Source organism: Nocardiopsis sp. CNS-639, from assembly GCF_000381685.1.
Taxonomy (GTDB): domain Bacteria; phylum Actinomycetota; class Actinomycetes; order Streptosporangiales; family Streptosporangiaceae; genus Nocardiopsis; species Nocardiopsis dassonvillei.
Genome location: NZ_KB906872.1, coordinates 18,017 through 40,356, shown reverse-complemented (window position 1 = coordinate 40,356; position 22,340 = coordinate 18,017). Strand labels below are relative to the sequence as shown.

Annotated in this window: 19 protein-coding genes and 1 tRNA gene; 11 read left to right on the top strand and 9 right to left on the bottom strand. The window is 73.3% G+C overall.

Going from position 1 to position 22,340, the window contains the following annotated elements:
* Positions 1–70: 70 nt before the first annotated feature.
* The 7 genes from pheA to G011_RS0123380 all read right to left on the bottom strand — a co-directional run bounded on the left by pheA (position 71) and on the right by G011_RS0123380 (position 6,837).
* A complete protein-coding gene (pheA, locus tag G011_RS0123410; protein WP_013156257.1) occupies positions 71–1,018 on the bottom strand; it encodes a prephenate dehydratase in 948 nt (315 codons plus the stop codon).
* Positions 1,019–1,119: 101 nt separating this feature from the next.
* Entirely contained in the window at positions 1,120–2,343 is a 1,224-nt protein-coding gene (locus G011_RS0123405; RefSeq protein ID WP_231391569.1) for a DUF4446 family protein, read from the bottom strand.
* 36 nt (positions 2,344–2,379) lie between these two features.
* Positions 2,380–3,228: a glycosyltransferase gene (locus G011_RS0123400; RefSeq protein WP_019610588.1), complete on the bottom strand. Its 849-nt coding sequence runs from the start codon at positions 3,226–3,228 to the stop codon at positions 2,380–2,382.
* Between the two features lie 11 nt (positions 3,229–3,239).
* Positions 3,240–3,596, bottom strand: coding sequence for an STAS domain-containing protein (locus G011_RS0123395; RefSeq protein WP_013156254.1), 357 nt, complete (start codon positions 3,594–3,596; stop codon positions 3,240–3,242).
* Positions 3,597–3,705: 109 nt separating this feature from the next.
* The gene (locus G011_RS0123390) at positions 3,706–4,320 is read right to left on the bottom strand and encodes an ATP-binding protein (RefSeq protein WP_019610586.1); all 615 of its coding nucleotides are present in this window, start codon (positions 4,318–4,320) and stop codon (positions 3,706–3,708) included.
* A 124-nt stretch (positions 4,321–4,444) separates the two neighbouring features.
* Positions 4,445–6,430, bottom strand: a complete 1,986-nt coding sequence (locus tag G011_RS0123385) for a PAS domain S-box protein (protein ID WP_020722863.1) — start codon at positions 6,428–6,430, stop codon at positions 4,445–4,447.
* Positions 6,431–6,504: 74 nt separating this feature from the next.
* Positions 6,505–6,837 carry a rhodanese-like domain-containing protein gene (locus G011_RS0123380; protein ID WP_013156251.1) on the bottom strand — a complete coding sequence of 111 codons (333 nt, stop codon included), beginning with the start codon at positions 6,835–6,837 and terminating at the stop codon, positions 6,505–6,507.
* 78 nt (positions 6,838–6,915) lie between these two features.
* Here G011_RS0123380 and G011_RS0123375 point away from each other — a divergent pair, with 78 nt between their 5' ends.
* Positions 6,916–7,449, top strand: coding sequence for an SSI family serine proteinase inhibitor (locus tag G011_RS0123375; RefSeq protein WP_019610585.1), 534 nt, complete (start codon positions 6,916–6,918; stop codon positions 7,447–7,449).
* A gap of 261 nt (positions 7,450–7,710) precedes the next feature.
* Here the strand turns inward: G011_RS0123375 and G011_RS0123370 are convergent, their stop codons facing one another.
* Positions 7,711–8,334 (bottom strand): TenA family protein, encoded by a 624-nt coding sequence (locus G011_RS0123370; protein WP_019610584.1) that lies wholly within the window; start codon positions 8,332–8,334, stop codon positions 7,711–7,713.
* A gap of 350 nt (positions 8,335–8,684) precedes the next feature.
* Here G011_RS0123370 and G011_RS0123365 point away from each other — a divergent pair, with 350 nt between their 5' ends.
* The 9 genes from G011_RS0123365 to G011_RS0123325 all read left to right on the top strand — a co-directional run bounded on the left by G011_RS0123365 (position 8,685) and on the right by G011_RS0123325 (position 20,619).
* A complete protein-coding gene (locus G011_RS0123365; protein WP_019610583.1) occupies positions 8,685–11,105 on the top strand; it encodes a glycoside hydrolase family 3 N-terminal domain-containing protein in 2,421 nt (806 codons plus the stop codon).
* 135 nt (positions 11,106–11,240) lie between these two features.
* Positions 11,241–12,356, top strand: coding sequence for a Gfo/Idh/MocA family protein (locus G011_RS0123360; protein WP_019610582.1), 1,116 nt, complete (start codon positions 11,241–11,243; stop codon positions 12,354–12,356).
* 76 nt (positions 12,357–12,432) lie between these two features.
* Positions 12,433–13,434, top strand: a complete 1,002-nt coding sequence (locus tag G011_RS0123355; RefSeq protein WP_019610581.1) for an ABC transporter permease — start codon at positions 12,433–12,435, stop codon at positions 13,432–13,434.
* A 3-nt stretch (positions 13,435–13,437) separates the two neighbouring features.
* Entirely contained in the window at positions 13,438–14,616 is a 1,179-nt protein-coding gene (locus tag G011_RS0123350; RefSeq protein WP_019610580.1) for an ABC transporter permease, read from the top strand.
* A gap of 5 nt (positions 14,617–14,621) precedes the next feature.
* Entirely contained in the window at positions 14,622–15,707 is a 1,086-nt protein-coding gene (locus tag G011_RS0123345) for an ABC transporter ATP-binding protein (RefSeq protein WP_019610579.1), read from the top strand.
* Positions 15,697–16,854: an ABC transporter ATP-binding protein gene (locus tag G011_RS0123340; RefSeq protein WP_019610578.1), complete on the top strand. Its 1,158-nt coding sequence runs from the start codon at positions 15,697–15,699 to the stop codon at positions 16,852–16,854. Before G011_RS0123345 ends, G011_RS0123340 begins: the two co-directional genes overlap by 11 nt.
* Positions 16,855–16,919: 65 nt before the next feature.
* Positions 16,920–18,806: an ABC transporter substrate-binding protein gene (locus G011_RS0123335; protein ID WP_026338581.1), complete on the top strand. Its 1,887-nt coding sequence runs from the start codon at positions 16,920–16,922 to the stop codon at positions 18,804–18,806.
* A gap of 50 nt (positions 18,807–18,856) precedes the next feature.
* Complete coding sequence (locus G011_RS0123330; RefSeq protein ID WP_019610576.1) at positions 18,857–19,879, top strand: PmoA family protein; 1,023 nt, start codon at positions 18,857–18,859, stop codon at positions 19,877–19,879.
* Complete coding sequence (locus tag G011_RS0123325) at positions 19,876–20,619, top strand: cupin domain-containing protein (RefSeq protein WP_019610575.1); 744 nt, start codon at positions 19,876–19,878, stop codon at positions 20,617–20,619. Before G011_RS0123330 ends, G011_RS0123325 begins: the two co-directional genes overlap by 4 nt.
* Positions 20,620–21,158: 539 nt before the next feature.
* Here G011_RS0123325 and G011_RS0123320 read toward each other — a convergent pair.
* A tRNA-Leu gene (locus G011_RS0123320) sits at positions 21,159–21,241 on the bottom strand.
* A 235-nt stretch (positions 21,242–21,476) separates the two neighbouring features.
* Between G011_RS0123320 and G011_RS0123315 the strand changes: the two genes are divergently transcribed.
* On the top strand, positions 21,477–22,238 hold the full coding sequence (locus G011_RS0123315) for a DUF3662 and FHA domain-containing protein (protein ID WP_026338580.1): 762 nt from the start codon (positions 21,477–21,479) through the stop codon (positions 22,236–22,238).
* The last annotated feature ends 102 nt before the right edge of the window (positions 22,239–22,340 follow it).

Here is a 22,340-nt window from a genome sequence, read left to right as displayed (position 1 = left end):
CCGGCGGCCGGGGCCGCCCGCGCCCACGCGCTACGGCGAGGGGAGCCGTTCGCGGAGCCGGGCCCCGGCCTCAGTCGACCTGACCGGCGCGGATGCGCGCCAGCCACTGCTCGGCCTCGGCGAAGTCGGCGTCGGTGGCCGGTCGGGGCCGCAGCGGCGGGTCGTTCTCGGTGGTCCGGCCGCTGCGCGGGTAGCTGCCCAGAAAGCGCACGTCCCGGCACACCCGCCGGATGCCCATGAGGGCCTCGCCGACCCGGGCCTCGGCCACGTGTCCCTCGGCGTCGATGCAGAAGCAGTAGCTGCCGAGCCGGTCGCCGGTGGGGCGCGACTCCAGCCGGGTGAGGTTGACCCCGCGCACGGCGAACTGGTTGAGCACCTCGATCAGGGCGCCGGGGTGGTCGTCGGCGATGAAGGCGACGAGCGAGGTCAAGTCGGCCCCGGTGGGCCCGGGCAGGACGCCGGGCCGGGACAGGTAGATGAAGCGGGTGGCCGCGTCGGAGCGGTCGCCGATACCGGAGGCCAGGGCGTGCAGGCCGTAGCGCTCCCCGGCGATCACGGCGCAGATGGCCGCGTCGTAGGGCGCGCCGGGCTCGGAGACGGCGCGCGCGGCGGCGGCCGTGGAGGAGACGGTGTGCGTGTCCGCGTCGGGCAGGTTGCGGGAGAGCCAGCCCCGGCACTGGGCGAGGGCGTGGGGGTGGGTGGCCACCCGCTTGACGTCCTCCAGCACCGTCCCGCCCCGCGCGAACAGGGAGAACTCGACCGGGACCGCGGTCTCGCCGGTGACGAGGAGCGGGTCGCCGTTGACGAGTTCGGCGATGGTCGCGGTGACACCGCCCTCGACCGAGTTCTCCAGGGGGACGACTCCGCCGTCGACCGCGCCGGAGCGGACCGCGTCGAAGACCGCGGCTACCCCCTCGCAGGGGACGCGGGCCTCGTCGGGCGCGTCCGGACGCAGGTTGCGCAGTGCGGCTTCGGTGAAGGTGCCCTCGGGGCCGAGGTAGGCGTAGCGGTTGGGCATAACACCAGGCTATACGGACCGGTGCGCCGGGGGCGGCGGTTCGGGACACGACGCGGGCCCGGGTCCGGGGTCGGACCGGAGTCCGGGCCGTGTGGGAGCGGTCACCCGCGGGCCTCCGGCGCGGGGGCCTCCGCCTCCCGGGTGCCCTCCCCGCCGGTCTCCCCGTCGGTCGGGGCCTCCGGGCGCGGCTCGGCGGCCGTCGCGGTCCCGGTGACCGAAGTCCCCGTGCTCCCCGCCGCGGCGGCGGAGGGCCCCGGCCGCACCGTGACGTTGGCGGAGACGATCGGCCTCGCCGCTCCGACACCCGACCGCACGGCCTGGACAGGGGGCCGACGGTCGGCGCCGGCGCGCCCGATGGTCCTGCGGATCACGGAGACGAGGCCGCGGGGCTCCTGCTCCTGCCGGTCGCCGCCCGGGACTGCCGGGTTGAACGAGGCTGTCGGAGCGGTTGAGGCGGGCCGGGCGGCCGGGGCTCCCGTGCCGGTTGAGGCTGGCATGACCTCGCAAGCCTCTCGGCTGTCATCCGCGACGGGTCCGGTGGCGCGGGCCGTCCGTGCTGACGGGCCCGCCGGAGCCGGTTCCACGTTCTCCCGGGTCGCGCCCGTGCCGTTCGGGACGGCTGAGGCTGCCGGAGCGTCTTCCACGTCCTCCCGACCGTCGTCTGCGGCGGACGGGACGGCTGAGGTTGTCGGAGCGGCTGAGGCGGTCCGGGCAGCCGAGTCGCCCGTACCGGTTGAGGCTGCCGGGGCGGCCTCACGCGGCTCCCGGTCCGAGCCCTCGTCAACCGCCTCCGCGCCCTCACGCGCGCCCCGCTCCTCGCCCCGGGCTGACGGGAACCCGGGCTCCTCCCGAGACGCGGCCGGAGCCACCGGCCGGCCCCCGGCGGAGGAAGCCGCCCGTGCCGGGGGACCTCCCGCGGCCGCGGCGGCGCCGACGCCCTCCCCCAGGCGTGCCGACCGGACGACCCGGTACTCCTCCGGGCTGAGCAGGGTGTCGCACTCCCCGCCCACCACCGCCTTGGCGTAGGTGCGCGACTCGGTGCGCCCGTTGATGGAGGTGACGACGACACCGTCACCCTCGCTGTTGAGCAGCGCCAGGGAGAAGGAGCGGGCGCCCGACATCTCCTCCAGGGCGTCGTAGTGGAGCACCGCCACGTCGCGCACGGCGAAGGGGTCCACGCCCGAGGCGCTGACCGCGGCCGCCCGCTGGGCGAGTGCCTGGGACTCGCTGCCTACCACACGGGTCCTGGACAGCGCGTGCCAGCCGAGGGCGAGCGCGCCCAGTCCCGAGAGCATTCCCGTCAAAGCCAGGATCGTAGTGAACACGGAGCGAGCGTATAGCTACACACTGCACCCATGTGGCTACTTCGGGCGGTTTCTCCAAGTCATGTGCCCGATTTTGCGGGACAGTTGCCGTCCCGCCGTGCGTGTGCGCTCACGGGTCCGTTCCCACCCGCGCCGCACGGTGGGCCGCAGTTCGCGCGCCGCCAGGGCCCGGGCCACGTCCGCGAACTGGTGGGCACGGTGCAGCTGTGCGCGCAGGTCGGTGCCGGTGGCCCGGTGCTCCAGCGGCACCTCCACCTCCAGCACCCGGTAGCCCGCCCGCAGCACGTCGATGGTCAGGCCGGTCTCCACGCCGAAGCCGGGGGCCAGCGGCCTGGCCGCCTCGAAGGCCGCGCGCGTGAGGCAGCGCTGGCCGTTGAGGGGCTGCTCGGGCTCCCACCCGGTGGCCTTGCGGACGCCGCCGCGCGCGAGGCGCACCACGAACCCGTGGCCGCCCAGGCGCATGCGGGTCGCGGGGAAGAGGGCGATGGTCATGTCGGCCTTGCCGTCGCGGACCGGTTCGACGAGCGGTGCCGCCTCCGCGGCGGTCGCCTCCAGGTCGGCGTCCAGGAACAGCAGGTGTCGGGGGGAGCGCGGGGGCCCGTCCCCCGCCTCGTGCTCCTCGATGAGCCGGACGCCCTCCGCGCCCGTCTCCATCGCGGCCCCCTTGCCGCGGTTGCGGCTGTGCCTGATCACCCGGGCCCCGGCGTCGAGCGCGAGTTCGGCCGTGCGGTCGGCGGAGCCGTCGTCGACCACGACGACCAGGTCCACCCCGGGCAGTGCGCGGGCGGCCTCGACGGTGCTGCCCACGCGCACCGCCTCGTCCTTGGCGGCGATGACCACGGCGATCGCGGTCCCCTCGGGACCGGAGCCCTCCCCACGAAGCACGCGTGTCCCGTCTACTGGGCGGTGCCGGTTCCCGCGGCCACCGGCAACGCGTCGAGGTCGGGGTGGATGACGAACACCGCGTCGAGCCCGGTGACCTCCAGGACCTTGGTCACCGCGGGCCTCGGAGCCACGAGTTCCAGGTCGCCGTCCTTGTCACGGGAGCGCTTCATGGCGGAGAGCAGCACGCTGATGCCGGTCGAGTCGCAGAACTCCACCCGCGACATGTCGACGACCAGCCGTCGCGCCCCGTCCTCCAGGGCTCCGATGAGCTCGTCACGCAACTGGGGCGCCGTGTACAGGTCGATCTCACCGCCAACGGTTACCACCGCGACGTCTTGCTGAGACCGGCTTGATATCTTCAACTCCACAGTCGTGACTGTAGCGGCCCCACCAGCGCCGGGCCACCTCGTTGGCGGTGTTTCGCGACATCGGTGACGTTCCTCCGCCGGTGGCGGCGTCGCCGCGCGGCGGCCTCCCTCAGAGCAGGGCGCTGCGGGCCCTGGTGTTCTCCGCGACGCCCAGCCGCAGCTCGACGACGTCGGCGGCGTCCGGGTACGAGCTCGCCCCGAAACCCTCCGGGAGTCCCCGGGCCGTGTCCTCCTCCTCGGCGGCGGAGCCCTCGGCGGGGATCTCCAGGACCGCCCACACCGTGGTGGTGGTCGCGTCCATCTCGGTGCCCCAGCGGCCGGACAGGGACTGGACGATGCCCAGGCCCCGGCCGCCCAGGCCGGAGACCGAGGGCCGCGCCACCCGGGGCATGGTGCTGGATCCGCCGTCGCGGACGGCGATCTCCACCCAGCCGCACGCCCCCGAGCCGCGGTCCACCTCGGCCCGCCAGGACACGCCGACGCTGTCCTCGGGGTTCTCGGGAGCGGGCAGGGGGCGGGCGTGGCGGAGGGCGTTGCTGATGAGTTCGCTGAGGACGAGGGCCGCGTCGTCCACGCACTCCTCGCTGATCCGCATGGCGCGGAGGTCGCGGCAGAGCCGCTGCCTGGCACCGGCCACGGTGGCGGGGGTGTGGGGGAGCGTGACGCTCCGCTCGACCTTGTGCGGGCTGTCCCCCGCGTCGAGTGGGGTGTGGTCTCCTGACACGTCGAAATCCCTGCGCGTTGGTGCTTTCTCGGGCCGTCCGGAACCCGCCCGATGTGTGCCAGCGAATTCCACCAGGGGTGGAAATGCCCCGTTCACCTCGGAAGGAAACCCACCGCGGGGTGAATCACGGCGTACGGCTCGCACGTCGGCGCGGGGATCGCTGACGGGACAGGGGTTCAGGGGTTGATGAGGTTTTTGTTGTTTCCTGGGACTCAGGTTGCCTGTGGAGCGGTTCGCCGCGTGGAGAGGGCTCCGGGTCCTCCCCGGGGTGCAGCGGCACGGTGAACCGCATGCGCGTCCCGCGCTCCAGGCGCTGCGCGGTGACGTCGCCGCCCTGGTCCCTGGCCAGCTGGCGCACGATGTAGAGGCCGAGCCCGAGTCCGCCGAAGCGGGACTCCTCACCGCGCACCCCGGACTGCACGAAGCGGTCGAAGATCCGCTCCTCGTCGCCCCGACGCAGCCCCACGCCCTCGTCGTCGACCATGACCGCGACGGCGTCGCCCTCCTCCCGCGCGCTCACGCGCACGGCCCCGCCCCGGGGCGAGAACTTGAGGGCGTTGTCCAGCAGCTGGTCCATGATCACGCCCGTGGCCAGCGGGTCGCCCGCCGTGTGCGGGAGGTCGGGCAGGTCGTCCAGGGTGACGTCGTGGCGGTCGGACAGAGGGCGGAAGGCGCTGACCGCCTGCCGCAGCACCTCGGGCAGGTCGAACCGGTCGCGGCCGACCCGCATCTCGCCTCGGGCGACGTCCGAGCCCAGCTGGAGCCGGTCCACCAGCGCGGCCAGGGCCGAGGAGCGCTCCGCGATGGTGCCGACGGCCTGGTACTGCGCGTCCGGGCTGAGCCGGGACCACTTGCGCAGGAGCGTGGTGGCGTAGCCGTGGATGACGGTGATGGGGGTACGCAGTTCGTGCCCGCTCGTGGCCAGGAACTCCTCCCGCTCGTCCTCCATGGCCTTCTGCGCGGTGATGTCGCGAAAGTCCACCACCCACTCGTGGGTGCGCGGGATCTGCGCCATCAGGATCTCCAGCCAGCGGCCGTCGCGGAGCTTGTGCTTGACGGGCTGGCCGTGGCAGGCGGGCAGCGGGAAGGGCGGGTGGCGCCCCTCCATCACCTCGGCCGTGTAACCGGTGAGCTCCACCGCCGACCGGTTCCACTTGCGCACCCGGCCGCCGAAGTCGAGCACGGCGATCCCGTCGGCGCTGGAGTCGGCCACGGCCTGCTCGTGGACGCGCTGGCGGTTGAGCTCCTCGTAGGCCAGCGCGTTGCCGATCGCCACCCCGGCGTGCGCGGCGAGCAGTTCGAGCAGCTCCAGCTCCACGTGCCCGACCTTGCGCTGGCTGTAGAGCGCGTACAGGGCGCCGTAGGGGCGGCCGTGCACGTTGGACACGCCCAGCGCGATGGTGTGCAGCCCGGGCAGGTCGGCCCAGACCAGGTCCTGGAGGCCGCGGGTGTCCTCGTTGGCCAGCAGCACGGACTTGCCGCTGCGCAGCAGCTCGCCGAACAGGCTGTCGTCCAGCGCCGAGCTGAACCCCTGGAGGTCCTCCGACAGCTCCGAGATACTGACCAGCTCCACGCGGTCCTCGTTGAGCAGGACGAAGCCGCCCGCGTCCGCCCCGGTGAGCTCGGTGATGCCGCGGGAGATGCGGTCGAGCACGGTCTTGAGGCTGAGGTCGGCGTTGATGTCGACGACCACGTCGGTGAGCCGCCGCACGAGACGGGCCCGCTCCATCGCCGAGGAGCGGGCCTGCACGTCGCTGTCGGAGGGGTAGAGGTTGAGCACCCACCCGGCCACGCCGCCGTCGGCGTCGGGCACCCGGTTGGTGTTGATCCGCACGTCGACGACCCCGCCGTCCCTGCGCACCCGGCGGGTGTGGATGGACAGCGGGGTTCCGGCGCGCACGTGTTCGAGCACCGCGCCGTGCTCGGCCCTCAGCTCGGCGGGGACGATCGGCAGCTCGCCCCCGAGCACCTCCTCCGCACGCCAACCGAACAACCGCTCGGCGGCCGGGTTCCAGAGGGTGACTCGGAGTTCGCTGTCGACGCAGACCACCGCGTCCGCTGAGGCGGCCAGCACGGCTTCGGCGCTGAGGGGCGCGCGCTCGGAACTCACGACGTCATAGTGCCACCCGGAAGCGGCCCGGGGGCAGGGCTTTGCGCAATCGGAGCCAAATCGGCTCCGGCGCGCTAGATCACCCGGGGCTCCACGCCACCCTCCGCGGCCATGTCGCGTCCGGCGTGCTGCCAGGCCTGCATGCCGCCGGAGACGTTGACCGCGTCCCACCCGGCCTGGTTCATCGCCGCGACGGCCTGCGCCGAGCGGCCGCCCACACGGCAGACGACGTAGACCCGCTGGTCGCGCGGGATCTCACCCGCGCGCTGGTTGAGCTGGCCGAGCGGGATGTGCGTCGCGTCGGGCGCGTGGCCCGCGTTCCACTCGTCGTCCTCGCGGACGTCGAGGAGGTAGGCGCCCTCGGGCACCTCGGTGGCGTTGGCCTCCGGAACACCGCTGCCGAACATGTGACCCCCTGTATCCGTGTACTCCGAAAAACGTGAGAAGCGGGGGAACCCGTCGGGAACCCCCCGCGTCCGAACTGTATGGCTCAGCACACCTTCGCGACGGCCCTGCCGGTCCGCCTCGCCGCCCTCGCAGCCCTCGGCCTGCTCCTCACGGCCTGTGGCAACGAGCCCGCCGGGGTGAACGCACCCGAGTCCGCACCCGACGACACCAGCCCCTCCGCCTCCCCCTCCGACGCGGACTCCCCGTCCCCGGGGGAGTCCGGCGGCGGGGAGGCCGAGACCAGCCTCACCATCGAACGCACCCTCAGCGGGGACGAGGGCCTGGAGCCCGCGGAGGGCTACGAGGAGGGGGTGTGGACCCTCACCTGCTCCCCCGCGGGCGGCGACCACCCCGACCCCGAGGCGGCCTGCGCCGAGATCGAGGAGGTCGGCGCCGACCCCTTCAGCAGCGGCGACACCTCGGACATGATGTGCACGATGCAGGTGGGCGGCCCCGAGGTCGTCCACGTGACCGGGCACGTCGGCGGAACCGAGGTCGACACCGAGTTCAACAAGCGCAACGGCTGCGAGATCGAGCGCTTCGAGACCCTGTCCACGGTGCTCAACCCCTGACGGGGGCGGTACCCGACGGCAGAGCGGGGAGCCGGGCCGCGCCGCCCGGCTCCCCGTCGCGCGTGCGCCGTTTGTCCACAGGCTGCGGAGGGGGGTCGCCTCCGAAGAGCCGACCGGGAGACCATGGACACGGGGGCGTGCGAGGCGCCCGCCGGAGGAACCTGGTCCCCCCGCATCAAGGCTAGGCGCCCGCCGACAAGCGGCACCAGAACGTTCTCCGTGCTGTGGACAACCGCGGGCTCTCCGTCGCGTGTGCGCGGTTCATGCGGTGCGCGCGGTGTGGGGCGTGTCCCAGAAGGCGACCTCGTGGCGCATGCCCTCCAGGAAGAGGCGCTCGGCGCGCGCGGGCTCCGGGGCGGCCTCCTCCAGCATCCGCCCGTAGTGCTCGGTGAGGGTGGTGAACTCCGGGTCGGCGTAGGTGTCGACCCAGCGGCGGTAGCGCGGCTCCTCCGGACGGCTCGCGGCGAGCGCCAGCCCGAGCTGGTTGTAGCCCCACATGCACGGGTACACCGCGGCGAGCCCGTCGCGGTAGTCGGCGGCGGCGTCGAGCAGCCAGGCGGTGTAGGCCGCGCACGCCGGGCCCTTGTCCCGGGTGGTCAGGTCGGCGCCGAACTCCCCGGACAGGGAGCGGTGCAGCTCCAGCTCCTCGTTGAGGGTGCTGTGCGCGATGCCCACCAGGTCGGCGAGGTGCCCGTCGGGGGCCTGCCAGGCCAGCCGGGAGAAGGCCCGCGCGTAGTCGAGCAGGTAGAGGTGGTCCTGCTCCAGCCAGTACCGGAAGGCGCGCTCGTCCAGGTCACCCCGGGCGATCCCGGCGACGGTCGGGTGCGCCAGCTGCTCGGCGACCAGCGGCCGCCCGATCTCATGGAGTCGTTCGAGAATTCCCACGCCCGAAGTGTCCCATCCGCTCCTTCGCGGTCTCCGGGCGGCCCGGAAGACCCGAACGGCGGGCCTCGGTCGCTTTTCCGAAAGTTTCGAGCCTCTTCGGGTTCCCCTGGACGCGTCTGACGAAACCCCTTCTCCGCAGCTCGCGGACCCTCTTTTCGGCGGCGCAGGTCACCGCCTCCTTGTGACCTATATCTCCCACAGGGGTTGACCTGCCTATCGCGACTACGTACATTCTCCGTCAGTAAGTTTCGATATTAGTTTCGAAAGTTTCGGAGTTCCATGGCGCGCGGGCCACCATCCGGACACACCACGTCCCCGCATCCCCACTGAGCACAGAAAGGCCCACCCACATGACCGGACCCTCGGAACACGTCGCGGACCGGGAGGCCGCCGACGACGGTTGGCGCGACCCCTCCCTCCCCGACGCGACGCGCGTCGAGCGACTGCTGGGATCGATGACCCTGGAGGAGAAGGTCGCCCAGCTTCACGGTGTGTGGGTGAGCGCGGACGCCTCCGGCGAGGCCGTCGCACCGCACCAGCACGACCTCACCCAGGAACCCCCCGCCTGGGAGAAGGTCATCGAACACGGTCTCGGCCAGCTCACCCGGCCCTTCGGCACCGCCCCGGTCGACCCCGCCGCCGGCCGGGCGTCGCTGGCCCGCAGCCAGCGGGAGATCATGGCCGCCAACCGGTTCGGCGTCCCGGCCCTGGCCCACGAGGAGTGCCTGGCCGGGTTCGCCGCCTGGACCGCGACGATCTACCCGGTCCCCCTGGCCTGGGGCGCCAGCTTCGACCCCGACCTGGTCGAGCGGATGGCCGCGCAGATCGGCGCGAGCATGCGCCGGGTCGGCGTCCACCAGGGCCTGGCCCCCGTACTGGACGTGTCCCGCGACCCCCGCTGGGGCCGCACCGAGGAGACCATCGGCGAGGACCCCCACCTCGTGGCGACCGTGGGCACCGCCTACGTGCGCGGCCTCCAGTCCGCCGGGATCGTGGCCACCCTCAAGCACTTCACGGGCTACTCGGCCTCCCGAGGCGGCCGCAACCTCGCGCCGGTCTCGATCGGTCCGCGCGAGTTCGCCGACGTCCTGCTGCCCCCCTTCGAGATGGCCGTGCGCGACGGAGGCGCCGGGTCGGTCATGTCCGCCTACAACGACAACGACGGAGTGCCCGCCGCCGCGGACACGCGCCTGCTCACCGGCCTGCTGCGGGACCAGTGGGGCTTCGAGGGCACCGTGGTGGCCGACTACTTCGGCGTCGCCTTCCTCCAGACCCTGCACCGCGTCGCCGACTCCGCCGAGCGGGCCGGCGCCCTGGCCCTGACCGCGGGCGTGGACGTCGAACTGCCCACCGTGCACTGCTACGGCGACCGGCTCACCGCCCTGGTCCGCTCGGGCGAGGTGCCCGAGGAGCTGGTCGACCGGGCCGCCCGACGCGTGCTGACGCAGAAGTGCCAGCTGGGACTGCTCGACGCCGGCTGGTCCCCGGAGCCCGAGGACCCCGCCGTCCCCGTGGACCTGGACCCCGCCGAACACCGCGCGCTGGCCCGCGAGCTCGCCGAGCGCTCGGTGGTCCTGCTCTCCAACACCGACGACGCGCTCCCCCTGGCCGACACCGGGGACCTGGCCCTGGTCGGCCCGCTCGCCGACACCGCCGACGCCGTGCTCGGCTGCTACTCCTTCCCCGCCCACGTGGGCAGGCGCCACCCCGGCACCGCCGTCGGCGTGGAGATCCCCACCCTGCTGGAGTCCCTGGGCGCCGAACTGCCCGGCGTCCGCGTCGAGCACCGCGCCGGGTGCTCCGTGGACGGCGACTCCACCGAAGGCTTCGCCGAGGCCGTGTCGGCGGCCGGACGCGCCCGGGTGTGCGTGGCCGTGGTGGGCGACCGCTCCGACCTGTTCGGCCGGGGCACCTCCGGCGAGGGCTGCGACGTCGAGGACCTGCGCCTGCCCGGGGTCCAGCAGGAGCTCCTGGAGGCCCTGGCCGACACCGGCACCCCCGTGGTCGCGGTGGTGGTGTCCGGGCGGCCCTACGCGCTGGGCCCGGTCGCCGACCGGCTGGCCGCCGTCGTCCAGGCCTTCCTGCCCGGCGAGGAGGGCATGCCCGCCGTGGCGGGGGTGCTCTCGGGGCGGGTCAACCCCAGCGGGCGCCTGCCGGTGTCCGTGCCGCGCTCCTCCGGCGGCCAGCCCGTCACCTACCTCGGCCCCGACCTGGCCCACCGCAGCGAGGTCAGTTCGGTGGACCCCACCCCGCGCCACCCCTTCGGCCACGGCCTGTCCTACACCCGGTTCGTCTGGGAGGACCCGCGCGTGGACGCGGGCGCCGTCCGCCCGGAGGAGGCCACCCAGGTGGGCACCGACGGTGAGGTCACCGTCGGCTGCACCGTCCGCAACGTCGGCGGCGCCGCCGGGACCGAGGTCGTCCAGCTCTACCTGCACGACCCCGTCGCCCAGGTGGCCAGACCCCGCAGACAGCTGGTCGGCTACGCGCGGGTGCACCTGGAGGCCGGGGAGGCGCGGGCGGTGGACTTCTCCGTCCACGCCGACCTGGCCTCCTACACCGGTCCGGACGGGCGGCGCGTCGTCGAGCCCGGCCGCCTGGAGCTGCTGCTGTCCGCGTCCAGCGAGGACGTCCGGCACACCGTGCCGGTCCTGCTCACCGGGCCCACGCGCGTCGTGGACCACACCCGGCGCCTGGCCTGCGGGGTCCAGCTCGACCCCGTCGACCAGTCCGGCGGGGCCGACCGGGAGGAGGTCGCCGCACGCGGCTGAGCAGCGGGAGTCCGCGGCCCCGCCCGCGGCCTCCGCCCGCGCCCGTTGAGCAAGCGCTTACCACCACGGCCGCGTCCCCTCCCGGCCGAGCACTCCTCCACCCCCGTACCCCCCTGACAGAGGAGACGACCACACATGAGCACCCCCTCCCCGACCGCCGGTCCGCCCGCGGGCCCGGTCCGCGTCGCTCTCGTGGGAACCGGGAACATCGCCCGCTTCCACGCGGAGGCGCTGTTGTCCCTGCCGGACCGGGCCGAGGTCGTCGCCGCCGTCGACGTCGACACCCGCGCCCTGGACGCGTTCCGCTCCCGCTTCGCGCTCCCGGCCGGGTACACCGACCTGGCCGCGATGCTGGACCGGGAGCGTCCGGAACTGGTGCACGTGTGCACACCGCCCGGCCTGCACCGGTCCCAGGCGGAGGCCTGCCTGGGCGCGGGCGCCTCCGTGCTGGTGGAGAAGCCGCCGGCGCTGAGCCTGGCCGAGGCGGAGGCGATGGCGGCGGCCGAGGGGGGCGGTCGCGGTCCGTGGATGGCCACGGTGTTCCAGCACCGCTTCGGCTCGGGCGCCCGCCGGGTGCGGGCGCTGTCGGAGGCCGGTGTGCTCGGGCGGCCCCTGGTGGCGTCCTGCCACACGACGTGGTTCCGGCCCCAGGAGTACTTCGACGTGCCCTGGCGCGGCAGGTGGGAGACCGAGGGCGGCGGCCCGACCATGGGGCACGGCATCCACCAGATGGACCTGCTGCTCTTCCTGCTGGGCCCGTGGACGGAGGTGTCGGCGGTCGCCCGCCGCCAGGCGCGCGACGTCGAGACCGAGGACGTCTCCCTGGCCAGGGTGGACTTCGCCAACGGGGCGGTGGCCAGCGTGGTCAACAGCCTGGTCTCCCCGCGGGAGGAGAGCCGGATTCGGATCGACTTCGAACGGGCGACCGTCGAGCTGGTCCACCTGTACGGCTACGGCGACGGGAACTGGCGCGTCACCCCGGCCCCGGGGTTCGAGCAGGAGGTCACGGCCGCCTGGGAGGCGGGGGAGCACGGCACCGACAGCGGGCACCGCGCACAGATCGCCCGGGTGCTGGAGGCGCTGCGCGAGGGCACCGCCCCGCCCGTGTCCTCCGCCGAGTCGCTGCGGACGATGCGCTTGGTCGCCGGGGTCTACGCCTCCGCCTTCGAGGGGCGGCCCGTCGCCCCCGCCGACCTCGGACCGGAGTCGCCGTTCCACGCGCGCATGGACGGCGGGGCGGTCCGGTGGTGAGGCCGCGCCCGCAGGTGCGCGGCCCCGGGGACCGCCCGGACGGCCACCGCCCGCCGCCCGAGCCGAGGGGGACGCCGTGCGCCGCTACGTGATCCGCCGCCTGCTGTACATGGTCCCGACCCTGTTCGCGATCTCGCTGGTCGCGTTCCTGGTCATCCAGCTGCCCCCGGGCGACTTCCTCACCGCCTACATCGCCGAGCTGTCCGCACAGGGGCAGGGCGTGGACGGCGCCCAGATCCGCGCCCTGGAGGAGAGGTACGGGCTCGACGACCCCTTCCTCGTCCAGTACTGGAACTGGATCTCCGGGATCGTCCTGCGGGGCGACTTCGGCCAGTCCTTCCAGTACCACCGCGAGGTGGCCGACCTGATGTGGGACCGGATCGGCCTCACCCTGGCACTGGCCCTGGTCACCCTGTTGCTGAGCTGGGCGATCGCCTTCCCGATCGGGGTGTACTCGGCGGTCCGCCAGTACTCGCTGGGCGACTACGCGGTGACGTTCGTCGGGTTCGTCGGCCTGGCCACGCCGAACTTCATGCTCGCGCTGATCTTCGCCTGGGTGTCCTTCCGCTACTTCGGCCAGAGCGTGGGCGGCATCGTCTCGCGCGAGTACGCCGACGCGGCCTGGAACCTGGGCAAGGTCCTGGACGTGGTGTCCAACCTGTGGATACCGGTGCTCATCATCGGCACCGCGGGCACGGCCGCGCTCGTGCGCGTGCTGCGCGCCAACCTCCTGGACGAGCTGCGCAAGCCCTACGTCACCACGGCCCGCGCCAGGGGTCTGTCCGAGTGGCGGGTCATCCTCAAGTACCCCGTGCGCATGGCGCTCAGCCCCTTCATCAGCACCATCGGCTGGATCCTGCCCACGCTCGTGGGCGGAGAGGTGATGGTCTCCATCGTGCTGAGCCTGGAGACGACCGGCCCGCTGCTGGTGGAGGCCCTGCGCAACCAGGACATGTACCTGGCCGGGAGCTTCATCCTCGTCCTCGGCGTGCTGACGGTCGTCGGCACCCTGCTGTCCGACCTGCTGCTGGCCTGGTGGGACCCGCGCATCCGCCACCACCACGTCGAGAGGGTGTGACCCATGGCAGCCCTACCCGACCGCCCACCACCCCCCGAGGAGCCCCGGGGCGCCACCGCCGCCGGACCCGGGGACCCCGAGGCCCCGGCCGCCGCGGACCCGCGGGGCGAGGCGCCCCAGCGGGTGCTCGTCTGGCGGCGCTTCCGCCGCAACAAGCTGGCCGTCGCCGGCGCGCTCGTGCTGTGCGCGCTGATCCTGGTGTCGGTGTTCTCCGAGTTCGTCGCGCCCAGCACACCGGGCGCCTACAACGCCGAGCGCACCTACGCCCCGCCGCAGACGCTGCGCGTCGTGGACACCTCCGACGGGTTCGACCTGGGCATGTACGTGTACGGCTACCAGGTGGAACGCGACCCCGAGACGCTCGCCAACACCTACACCGTCGACGAGTCCGTGAAGATCCCCGTCGGCCTGTTCGTGCGCGGCGAGCCCTACGAGATGTGGGGCCTGATCCCCTCGGACGTCCACCTGATCGGCGCCAGCGACCCGGACCAGGAGGTCTACTTCCTGGGCGCCGACCGCAACGGCCGCGACATGGCCTCCCGGATCGTCTACGGCACCCGGGTGTCGATGTCCATCGGCCTGGCCGGGGTCGCGCTGTCCTTCGTCCTGGGACTCGTGCTCGGCGGCCTGTCCGGCTACCTGGGCGGGCGCGTGGACAACGCCATCCAGCGCGTGATCGAGTTCCTGATGTCCATCCCGACGATCCCGCTGTGGATGGGCCTGTCCGCCGCCGTCCCCCGCGAGTGGGGGTCGGTGCAGACCTACGTCGCCATCACCGTGCTCCTGTCGCTCATCGGCTGGACCGACCTGGCGCGCGTGGTGCGCGGCCGGTTCCTGTCGCTGCGCCAGGAGGACTTCGTGACGGCCGCCCGGCTGGACGGCTGCGGCACCGGGCGGGTCATCGCCCGCCACATGCTGCCGTCCTTCGCCAGCCACATCATCGCCTCGCTGACCCTGGCCGTGCCGTTCATGATCCTGGCCGAGACCTCGCTGTCCTTCCTGGGCCTGGGTCTACAGGCGCCGGTCGTGAGCTGGGGCGTCCTGCTCCAGGAGGCGCAGAACATCCACTCGATCGCGGGCGCCCCCTGGCTGCTGCTGCCCGGGGCCGCGGTGACGGTGGCGGTGCTGGTGCTCAACTTCGTCGGCGACGGCGTCCGCGACGCCGCCGACCCGTACAGGTGAGGGAGGTGGCCGCCGTGGCGGCCCAGACCCGCGACGACGTGGTCCTGGACATCCAGGGCCTTCGGACCCACTTCACCACCGACGACGCCGTGGTGCGCGCCGTGGACGGGGTGGACCTGGCGGTCCGCCGGGGCAGCACGCTGTGCGTGGTCGGCGAGAGCGGCTGCGGCAAGAGCGCCATGGCCCGCTCGGTGCTGCGACTGGTGGAGCCGCCCGGCGAGGTGGTGGGCGGCCGGATCCTGCTGCACCCGGAACAGGGGGGCGGGCAGCCCGTGGACCTGGCCGCCCTGCACCCCACCGGCAGGGAGATCCGCGCGGTGCGCGGCCGCGAGGTGGCCATGGTCTTCCAGGAGCCCATGTCCTCGCTGTCCCTGGTGCACACCGTCGGCAACCAGATCGGCGAGTCCCTGCGCGTGCACCACCGCGTGTCCCGCCGTGAGGCCCGCGAACGCTCCGTGGACCTGCTCGAACGCGTGCGGGTCCCCGGCGCCGGACGCGTCGTGGACTCCTACCCCTTCCAGCTCTCCGGGGGAATGCGCCAGCGGGTCATGATCGCGGCGGCCCTGGCGTGCGGGCCGCGCGTGCTCATCGCCGACGAGCCCACCACCGCGCTGGACGTGACCACCCAGGCACAGATCCTCGACCTGTTCGCCGACCTGCGCCGCGACACCGGCATGGGCCTGCTCTTCATCACCCACGACATGGGCGTGGTCGCCGAGATCGCCGACGAGGTCGCCGTCATGTACCTGGGCACGGTGGTCGAGCAGGGGCCGGTGGACGAGATCTTCCACGACCCCCGCCACCCCTACACCCGCGCCCTGCTGGAGGCGGTACCCCGGATCGGCGCGGCCCGCTCACGCCGCCTGCCCACCATCCGGGGCGCCATCCCCGACCCCGGGAACCAGCCCACCGGCTGCGTGTTCCGCACCCGCTGCCCCGAGGCCGTGGAGGGGCTGTGCGACACCACCGTCCCCCCGGTCACCGTCCCCGGCCCCGGCCGCCGGGTGCGCTGCCTCCTGGAGGGCGGCGCCCCGGCCCCCGGCGGCGCGGGCGCCGAACCGACCAGCGAGGAGACCGCCGATGCCGACTGAGACACCGGCCGCGACGCCGGACCCCGCGCCGCGCGGACCCGCGCCCGCCACCCCGGCCGAACCCGTCCTGAGCATCCGCGGCCTGCGGGTGGACTACCCCGTGCGCGGGCGCTCGCGACGCGGCCCCCGCCACGTGCGGGCCGTGGCCGGGGTGGACCTGGACGTGTACCCGGGCGAGACCCTCGGCCTGGTCGGGGAGTCCGGGTGCGGCAAGACCACCCTGGGTTCGAGCGTCATGCGGGCCCGCCCGGAGGCCTCGGGGGAGATCCGCTACCGCGCCTCCGACGGCCGCGTCCTGGAGGCCCTGGCGCTGCCCCGCGGCGACACCGCCGCCTACCGGCGGGAGGTGCGGATGGTCTTCCAGGACCCGCAGTCCTCCCTCAACCCCCGGATGACCCTGCGCGACATCGTCGGCGAGCCGCTGCGGATGCTGCTGGGGCTGCGCGGACAGGAGCTGGAGGCGCGCGTGCGCGAGGTCATGGAACGGGTGGGGCTGCACCCCGACCACCTGCGCCGCCACCCGCACGCGTTCTCCGGGGGCCAGCGCCAGCGGGTGGCCATCGCCCGCGCCCTGGTCCCGGGCCCGCGCCTGGTCGTGGCCGACGAGGCGGTCAGCGCCCTGGACACCTCCGTGCGCTCGCAGATCCTCAACCTCCTCCAGGACCTCCAGGACGACCTGGGCCTGACCTACCTGTTCGTCTCGCACGACCTGTCGGTGGTCGAGCACGTGTGCGACCGGGTCGCGGTGATGTACCTCGGCCGGATCGTGGAGGTCGCGCCCACCGACGAGCTGTTCGGGCGGCCGAGGCACCCCTACACCGAGGCGCTGATCTCCGCGGTGCCCGTCCCCGACCCGCGGCTGCGCGGCACCCGCGAGCGCGTCCGGCTCACCGGAGAGGTGCCCGACCCCTCGCGGCCGCCGTCCGGCTGCCCCTTCCACCCCCGGTGCCGGTACGCCACCGACCTGTGCGCCGCCGAGGAGCCCGCGCCGCGCACCGTCGCGCCGGGCCGCACGGTGGCGTGCCACCACGCCGGGGAACTCGACCTGGCCGGGATCACCGCGGACTCCGCGCCCGGCACCGCGACCACCGGTCCCCCGGCCCGCGCGACGCGGGAACCCCCCACGAGGCAGGAGCAGGAATCATGAGACGACGAACACCAGGCGGCGCGAGGCGGTGGCTGGGCGCCGCCGCGGGAGCGGCGGCGGTCGTGGTGACCGCCGGGTGCACCTTCTTCTCCCTCGATCCCGAGGTGGAGGAGGGCGAACGGGTGGAGGGCACCGGCGAGGCGCCGATGCTCACCGCCCTCGTGGAGTCGGGCGACCTGCCCCCGCTGGAGGAGCGGCTGCCCGACGAGCCGCTGGTGGTGGAGCCCCACGACCGCGTCGGCGTGTACGGCGGCGAGTGGAACAGCGCCATCCTCGGCGTGGGCGACTGGCCCTGGCTCGGCAGGACCGTGGGCTACGAGAACCTCACCCGCTGGGACCCGGAGTGGCAGGAGGTGATCCCCAACCTCGCCGAGTCCTGGGAGTACAACGAGGACGCCACCGAGCTGACCTTCACCCTGCGCGCGGGCCTGCGCTGGTCCGACGGCGAGCCGTTCACCTCCGACGACGTCGTGTTCGCCTTCAACGACATCTTCAACAACGAGGCGCTGACGCCGGTCGCGGCCGCCGATCCCGGCACCGCCGAGAAGGTGGACGAGCGGACCTTCACCATCACCTTCGACGAGCCCGACGCCCTGTGGGCCGGGTACGACCTCCTCCAGTACCAGGTGGTGACCAAGCCCAAGCACTACCTGGAGCGGTTCCACATCGATTACAACCCCGACGCCGACGAGCTGGCCGAGGAGGAGGGGTACGCCGACTGGGTCGAGATGTTCGAGGCCGAGGCGGGCGTGATCGACAGCTCCCGGTACTGGCAGAACCCCGACATCCCCACCATGTACCCGTGGCGGGTCGTGGAGCCGCTGGCCGACTCCGGGCGGATGGTGCTGGAGCGCAACCCCTACTACTGGAAGGTGGACACGGAGGGCAACCAGCTCCCCTACATCGACCGGGTCGTCTTCGACATCCTCCCGGACGAGGAGGTCATGCTGGTCAGGGCGCTCAACGGCGAGTTCGACATGCACTCGCGGCACTTCAACACCCTGGAGAACAGGCCCACCCTGGCCGAGGCGCGCGAGTCGGGCGGCTACGACTTCTTCGAGCTGCGGCCCGCCGAGATGAACACCGCGATGATCTCCCTCAACCTCACCCACGAGGACGAGGAGCTGCGCGAGACCTTCAACGACCGCGACTTCCGGGTAGCGCTCTCGCACGCGGTCAACCGCCAGGACATCATCGACGTCGTCTACCGCGAGCAGGGCGAGCCCTGGCAGGGCGCGCCCCGCGAGGACAGCCCCTTCCACAACGAGGAGCTGGCCAAGCAGTACACCGAGTACGACCCGGACCTGGCCAACGAGATCCTCGACGAGGCGGGCTACGACGAACGCGACTCCGACGGCTTCCGCACGAGCCCGCGCGGCGAGACGGTGCGCTTCACGCTGTCGGTGCCCACGGACTTCCGCCCCGACATCGTGGACTCGATGGAGATGGTCGTCGGCTTCTGGCAGGAGCTGGACATCGACGTGGAGCTCAACACCGAGGACCGCTCGCTGTGGCAGACCCGCCGGGAGAACAACGAGCACGACGCCAACGTGTGGTCGGGCGACAACGGCATGATGGACGCGATGTACGACCCCCGCTGGTACGCGCCCACCCAGAGCGGGGAGTCCAACTTCGCCATCCCGTGGGCCCAGTGGTACGTCTCCGACGGCGAGGACCCGCGCTCCCAGGAACCGCCCGCCGACGTGCGCGAACACCTGGCGCTGTACGACGCCGTCCAGGCCGAGCCCGACCCCGGGGCCCGCGAGGAGCTGATGCGCGAGTTCCTGTCGGTCTCCCAGGAGCGGTTCTACGCGATGGGCGTCAGCCTGAGCCCGACCGGCTACGGGATCGTCGCGGACGACTTCCACAACGTGCCCGGGTCGATGCCCTCCTCCGGCAACTACAACGACCCCGGGCCGACCAACCCCGAGCAGTACTTCATCGAGGAGTGACGGCCGCGCCCCTCCCCCGCGGCGACAGAGGCGACAGAAGGGACAAGGACATGTCCGCGCACACCACGGCGACCACGGCAGGCGGCGGAGAACCCGTCCGGAGCGGCCTGGGGCTGGTCCACGAACAGGGGCGCTCGCTGCGCCTGACCCACGACGGCGGCGAACTCGTCCGCTACGTGTACCGGCCCTGGGACGCGCAGCTGGAGTCGCCGCGCCCCTACCTCCACCCGGTCCGCACCCTGGGCGGGGACACCGTCAGCCTGTACCGGCCGCACGACCACGTGTGGCACAAGGGGATCGCGTGGTCCCTGCCCAACGTCGGGACGGCCAACTTCTGGGGCGGCCCGACCTACCTCCGGGACGCGGGGTACCGGCAGCTCGCCAACGACGGCTCGACAGAGCACCGCTCCTTCGATCGCATCGAGGCCTCACCGGAACGGGTCTCGATCGGCGAACGGCTGGAGTGGGTGACCGAGCAGGGCGAGACCTGGTTCTCCGAGCGGCGGGGGCTGCGGTTCACCGCGGCCCCCGACCGGGGGGCCTGGACGATGGTGTTCACGACCTCCTTCACCAACCTGACGGAGGAGGAGGTCCCCTTCGGCAGCCCCACCACGGAGGGGCGGCCCAACGCCGGGTACGGGGGCCTGTTCTGGCGCGGTCCCCGCTCCTTCAGCGGTGGCCGCGCCTACGCGGAGGGGCGGGAGGGCGACGACGACCTCATGGGGGCGCGGTCGCCCTGGTTGGCCTTCACCGGCCGCCACGACGGCACGGACGGGGCCTCGACCCTGGTCTTCGCCGACGCCCCCGACAACCCCGGCCACCCCGTGAAGTGGTTCGTGCGCAGCGGGATCTTCGCCTGCGTGTGCCCGGCGCCCTTCTTCGACGAGGTGGTGACCGTCCCCGCGGGGGGCTCCCTCGCCTACCGGTACGCGGTCGTCGTCGCCGACGGGGACCGGGGCGCGGAGGGGGCCGGGGCCCTGGCCGACCTCGGCCTGGGCGAACTGGAGGACGCGGCCGCCGAGGCGGGCTCCGGCGGCGGCACGGTCGGGGGCTCCGGCGGGGAGGAGCGGTGAACGCCCCGCGCGTGCCCGGGTTCCCCGGCGGCACCGCCGTCTCCCACCTGCGGGTCTACGCCTGGCCCGCCGTCGACGGTCGCGCCGGGGGTTCGCCCCACCTGCACACCGCGTCGGCGGAGGGCTACGTGGTGCTCCGGGGAGAGGGCGTGCTGGAGACCCTGAGCGGCGCGGGGTTCCAGCGGACCCCGCTGCGGCCCGGCAGCCTGCTGTGGTTCACGCCGGGGACCGTGCACCGGCTGGTCAACGACAGCGGCGACCTGGAGATCCTGGTCGTCATGCAGAACGCCGGTCTGCCGGAGTCGGGCGACGCCGTGCTCACCTATCCGGGCCGGGTCCTGGCCGACCCGGACGCCTACCGGCGGGCCACCGTGCTGCCCCGGGCCGTCACCTCGGCCGAGCGGGCGGCGCGGGAGCGGCGGGACCTCGCCGTGGAGGGCTACCTGGAGCTGCGGGAGCGGGTGGAGCGGGAGGGGCCGGACTCGCTGAAGGGGCTGTACCGGGCCGCCACGGAGCTGGTCCGGGACCGGGCCGCCGGATGGCGCCACCACGTCGACAGGGGCCCGGTCCACCAGGCGGGAACCACTGTGCGGCACCTGGAGGCGCTGGGCCGGGGTGACGGGGAACACCTCACCGATTCGGCCGTCTACACCGTCGACTCCCCTCCCGGGCCGCTGCGCAACGGCATGTGCGGGCACCTGCGGGTATGGGACCTCGACGGGGCGAGGAGGGCCGACTGAGGGGAGAGGGGAGGAACGGAGCTGACGACACGAACGCCGGGGCCGGGGGGATGACGCCGTCCGGTTCCGGTCCGTGGTGCGGTCCCGGTCCGTCCGCGGGACCGGGCCGGGAAGGCGGCTGAGGGCAGAACGCCTGCTCAGCGGCCCGGCCCCCTGCCGACGAAGCACGTGCCAGCGGCACCGCGACCGGGTTCGGCACCGCCTTCCACCAGGCGGGGAGCCGGAGCGCGGGAACCCGGTGGAGCGGTCGGTCGTACCCCGCCGGATATCCCGCCTCCACCGGGGTACGAAGGGTTTGTGCCACGAAAGACTGATCGCGGGCTGCCGCGAGCCGACCGGAGGCCGGTGAGCAGCGATCCGCGCCAGCCGGGGGTACGGGGGCCGTCCCCCGAAAAACAGATCGCGGGCTGCCGCGAGCTAGCCGAAGGCTAGCGAGCAGCAACCCGCGCCAGCCGGGGGTACGGGGGTCGTCCCCCGAAAAAGAAACCGCGGGCTGCCGCGAGCCGACCGAAGGTCGGCGAGCAGCAACCCGCGCAACGTGGGCGAGGAGGGATTTGAACCCTCACATCCTTTCGGACACACGGACCTGAACCGTGCGCGTCTACCGTTCCGCCACCCGCCCGAGTGACATGCCATTCAGTTGTGTTGCCAGGTGAACCGGGCTTTTCGGCCGTTTCCCCCTGGCGACATGCATAAGGCTAGCACGGTCTGAAGGTGGGTCGCACACGCTTTTCGGACCACCGGTCCGCGGCCCCGGGCGGCCGTCCCGGGGGTGCGCCTGAAACCAGGGGCACCTTTACCCGGTTACGATCGTCTACACATACGAAGTGGAGTACAAAGGGAGGTACCTCGTGGGAGTGCTCCAACGCTTCGAGCGCAGGCTTGAGGGCATGATCGAAGGCACCTTCGCGATGGCCTTCAAGTCCGAGCTCCAACCGGTCGAGGTGGCGAGCGCCGTCCAGCGTGAGATGGACGAGCGGGCGGCCATCGTCGCCCAGGGCCGCACCCTGGTCCCGAACGACTTCATCGTCGAGCTGGCCACCAGCGACAAGGAGCGCCTCGAAGTCTACGCCGACAGCCTGGGGCAGGAGCTGTCCAAGCTGGCACGCGACTACGCGACGGAGCAGGGCTACTCCTTCGTCGGGCCGGTCCGCGTGCACTTCAGGTCCGACGAAGGCCTCAAGACCGGCCGCTTCCGCATCCGCTCCGGCGTCGTGCGCGGCACCATGGTCGGCAAGGACGGCGAGGTCCGCCAGCCCGTCGGCGACCCCGGTCCGAGCGGGGGCCAGCAGCAGGCCGGGCGTCCGCGCCTGCTGATCTCCCCCGGCGGCGCCGCCGCCGAGGGCGCCATCGCCAGCCACGGGATGCAGCAGTCCTTCGAGCTGACCACCCCGGTCACCCTCCTGGGCCGCGGCACCGACTGCGACCTGCGCCTGGTCGACAACGGCGTCTCCCGCCACCACGTGGAGATCCGGCTGGACGGCGACGAGGCCATCCTCGTGGACAAGGGCTCGACGAACGGGACCTTCGTCAACGGACAGCAGGTCAGGCAGGCCCGCCTGGTGGACGGCAGCAGGATCAGCCTCGGCCGCACCACCATGACGTTCCGCCGCGACTGACGTCCCGCGGTGGAACCAGAAAACCAACGCGGTTCCGCGGGCGTCTGACAAGGGGCGGGCCGGGCTCAGGCCCGCTGTCGGATATCCGGCCGGGAGGGTAGT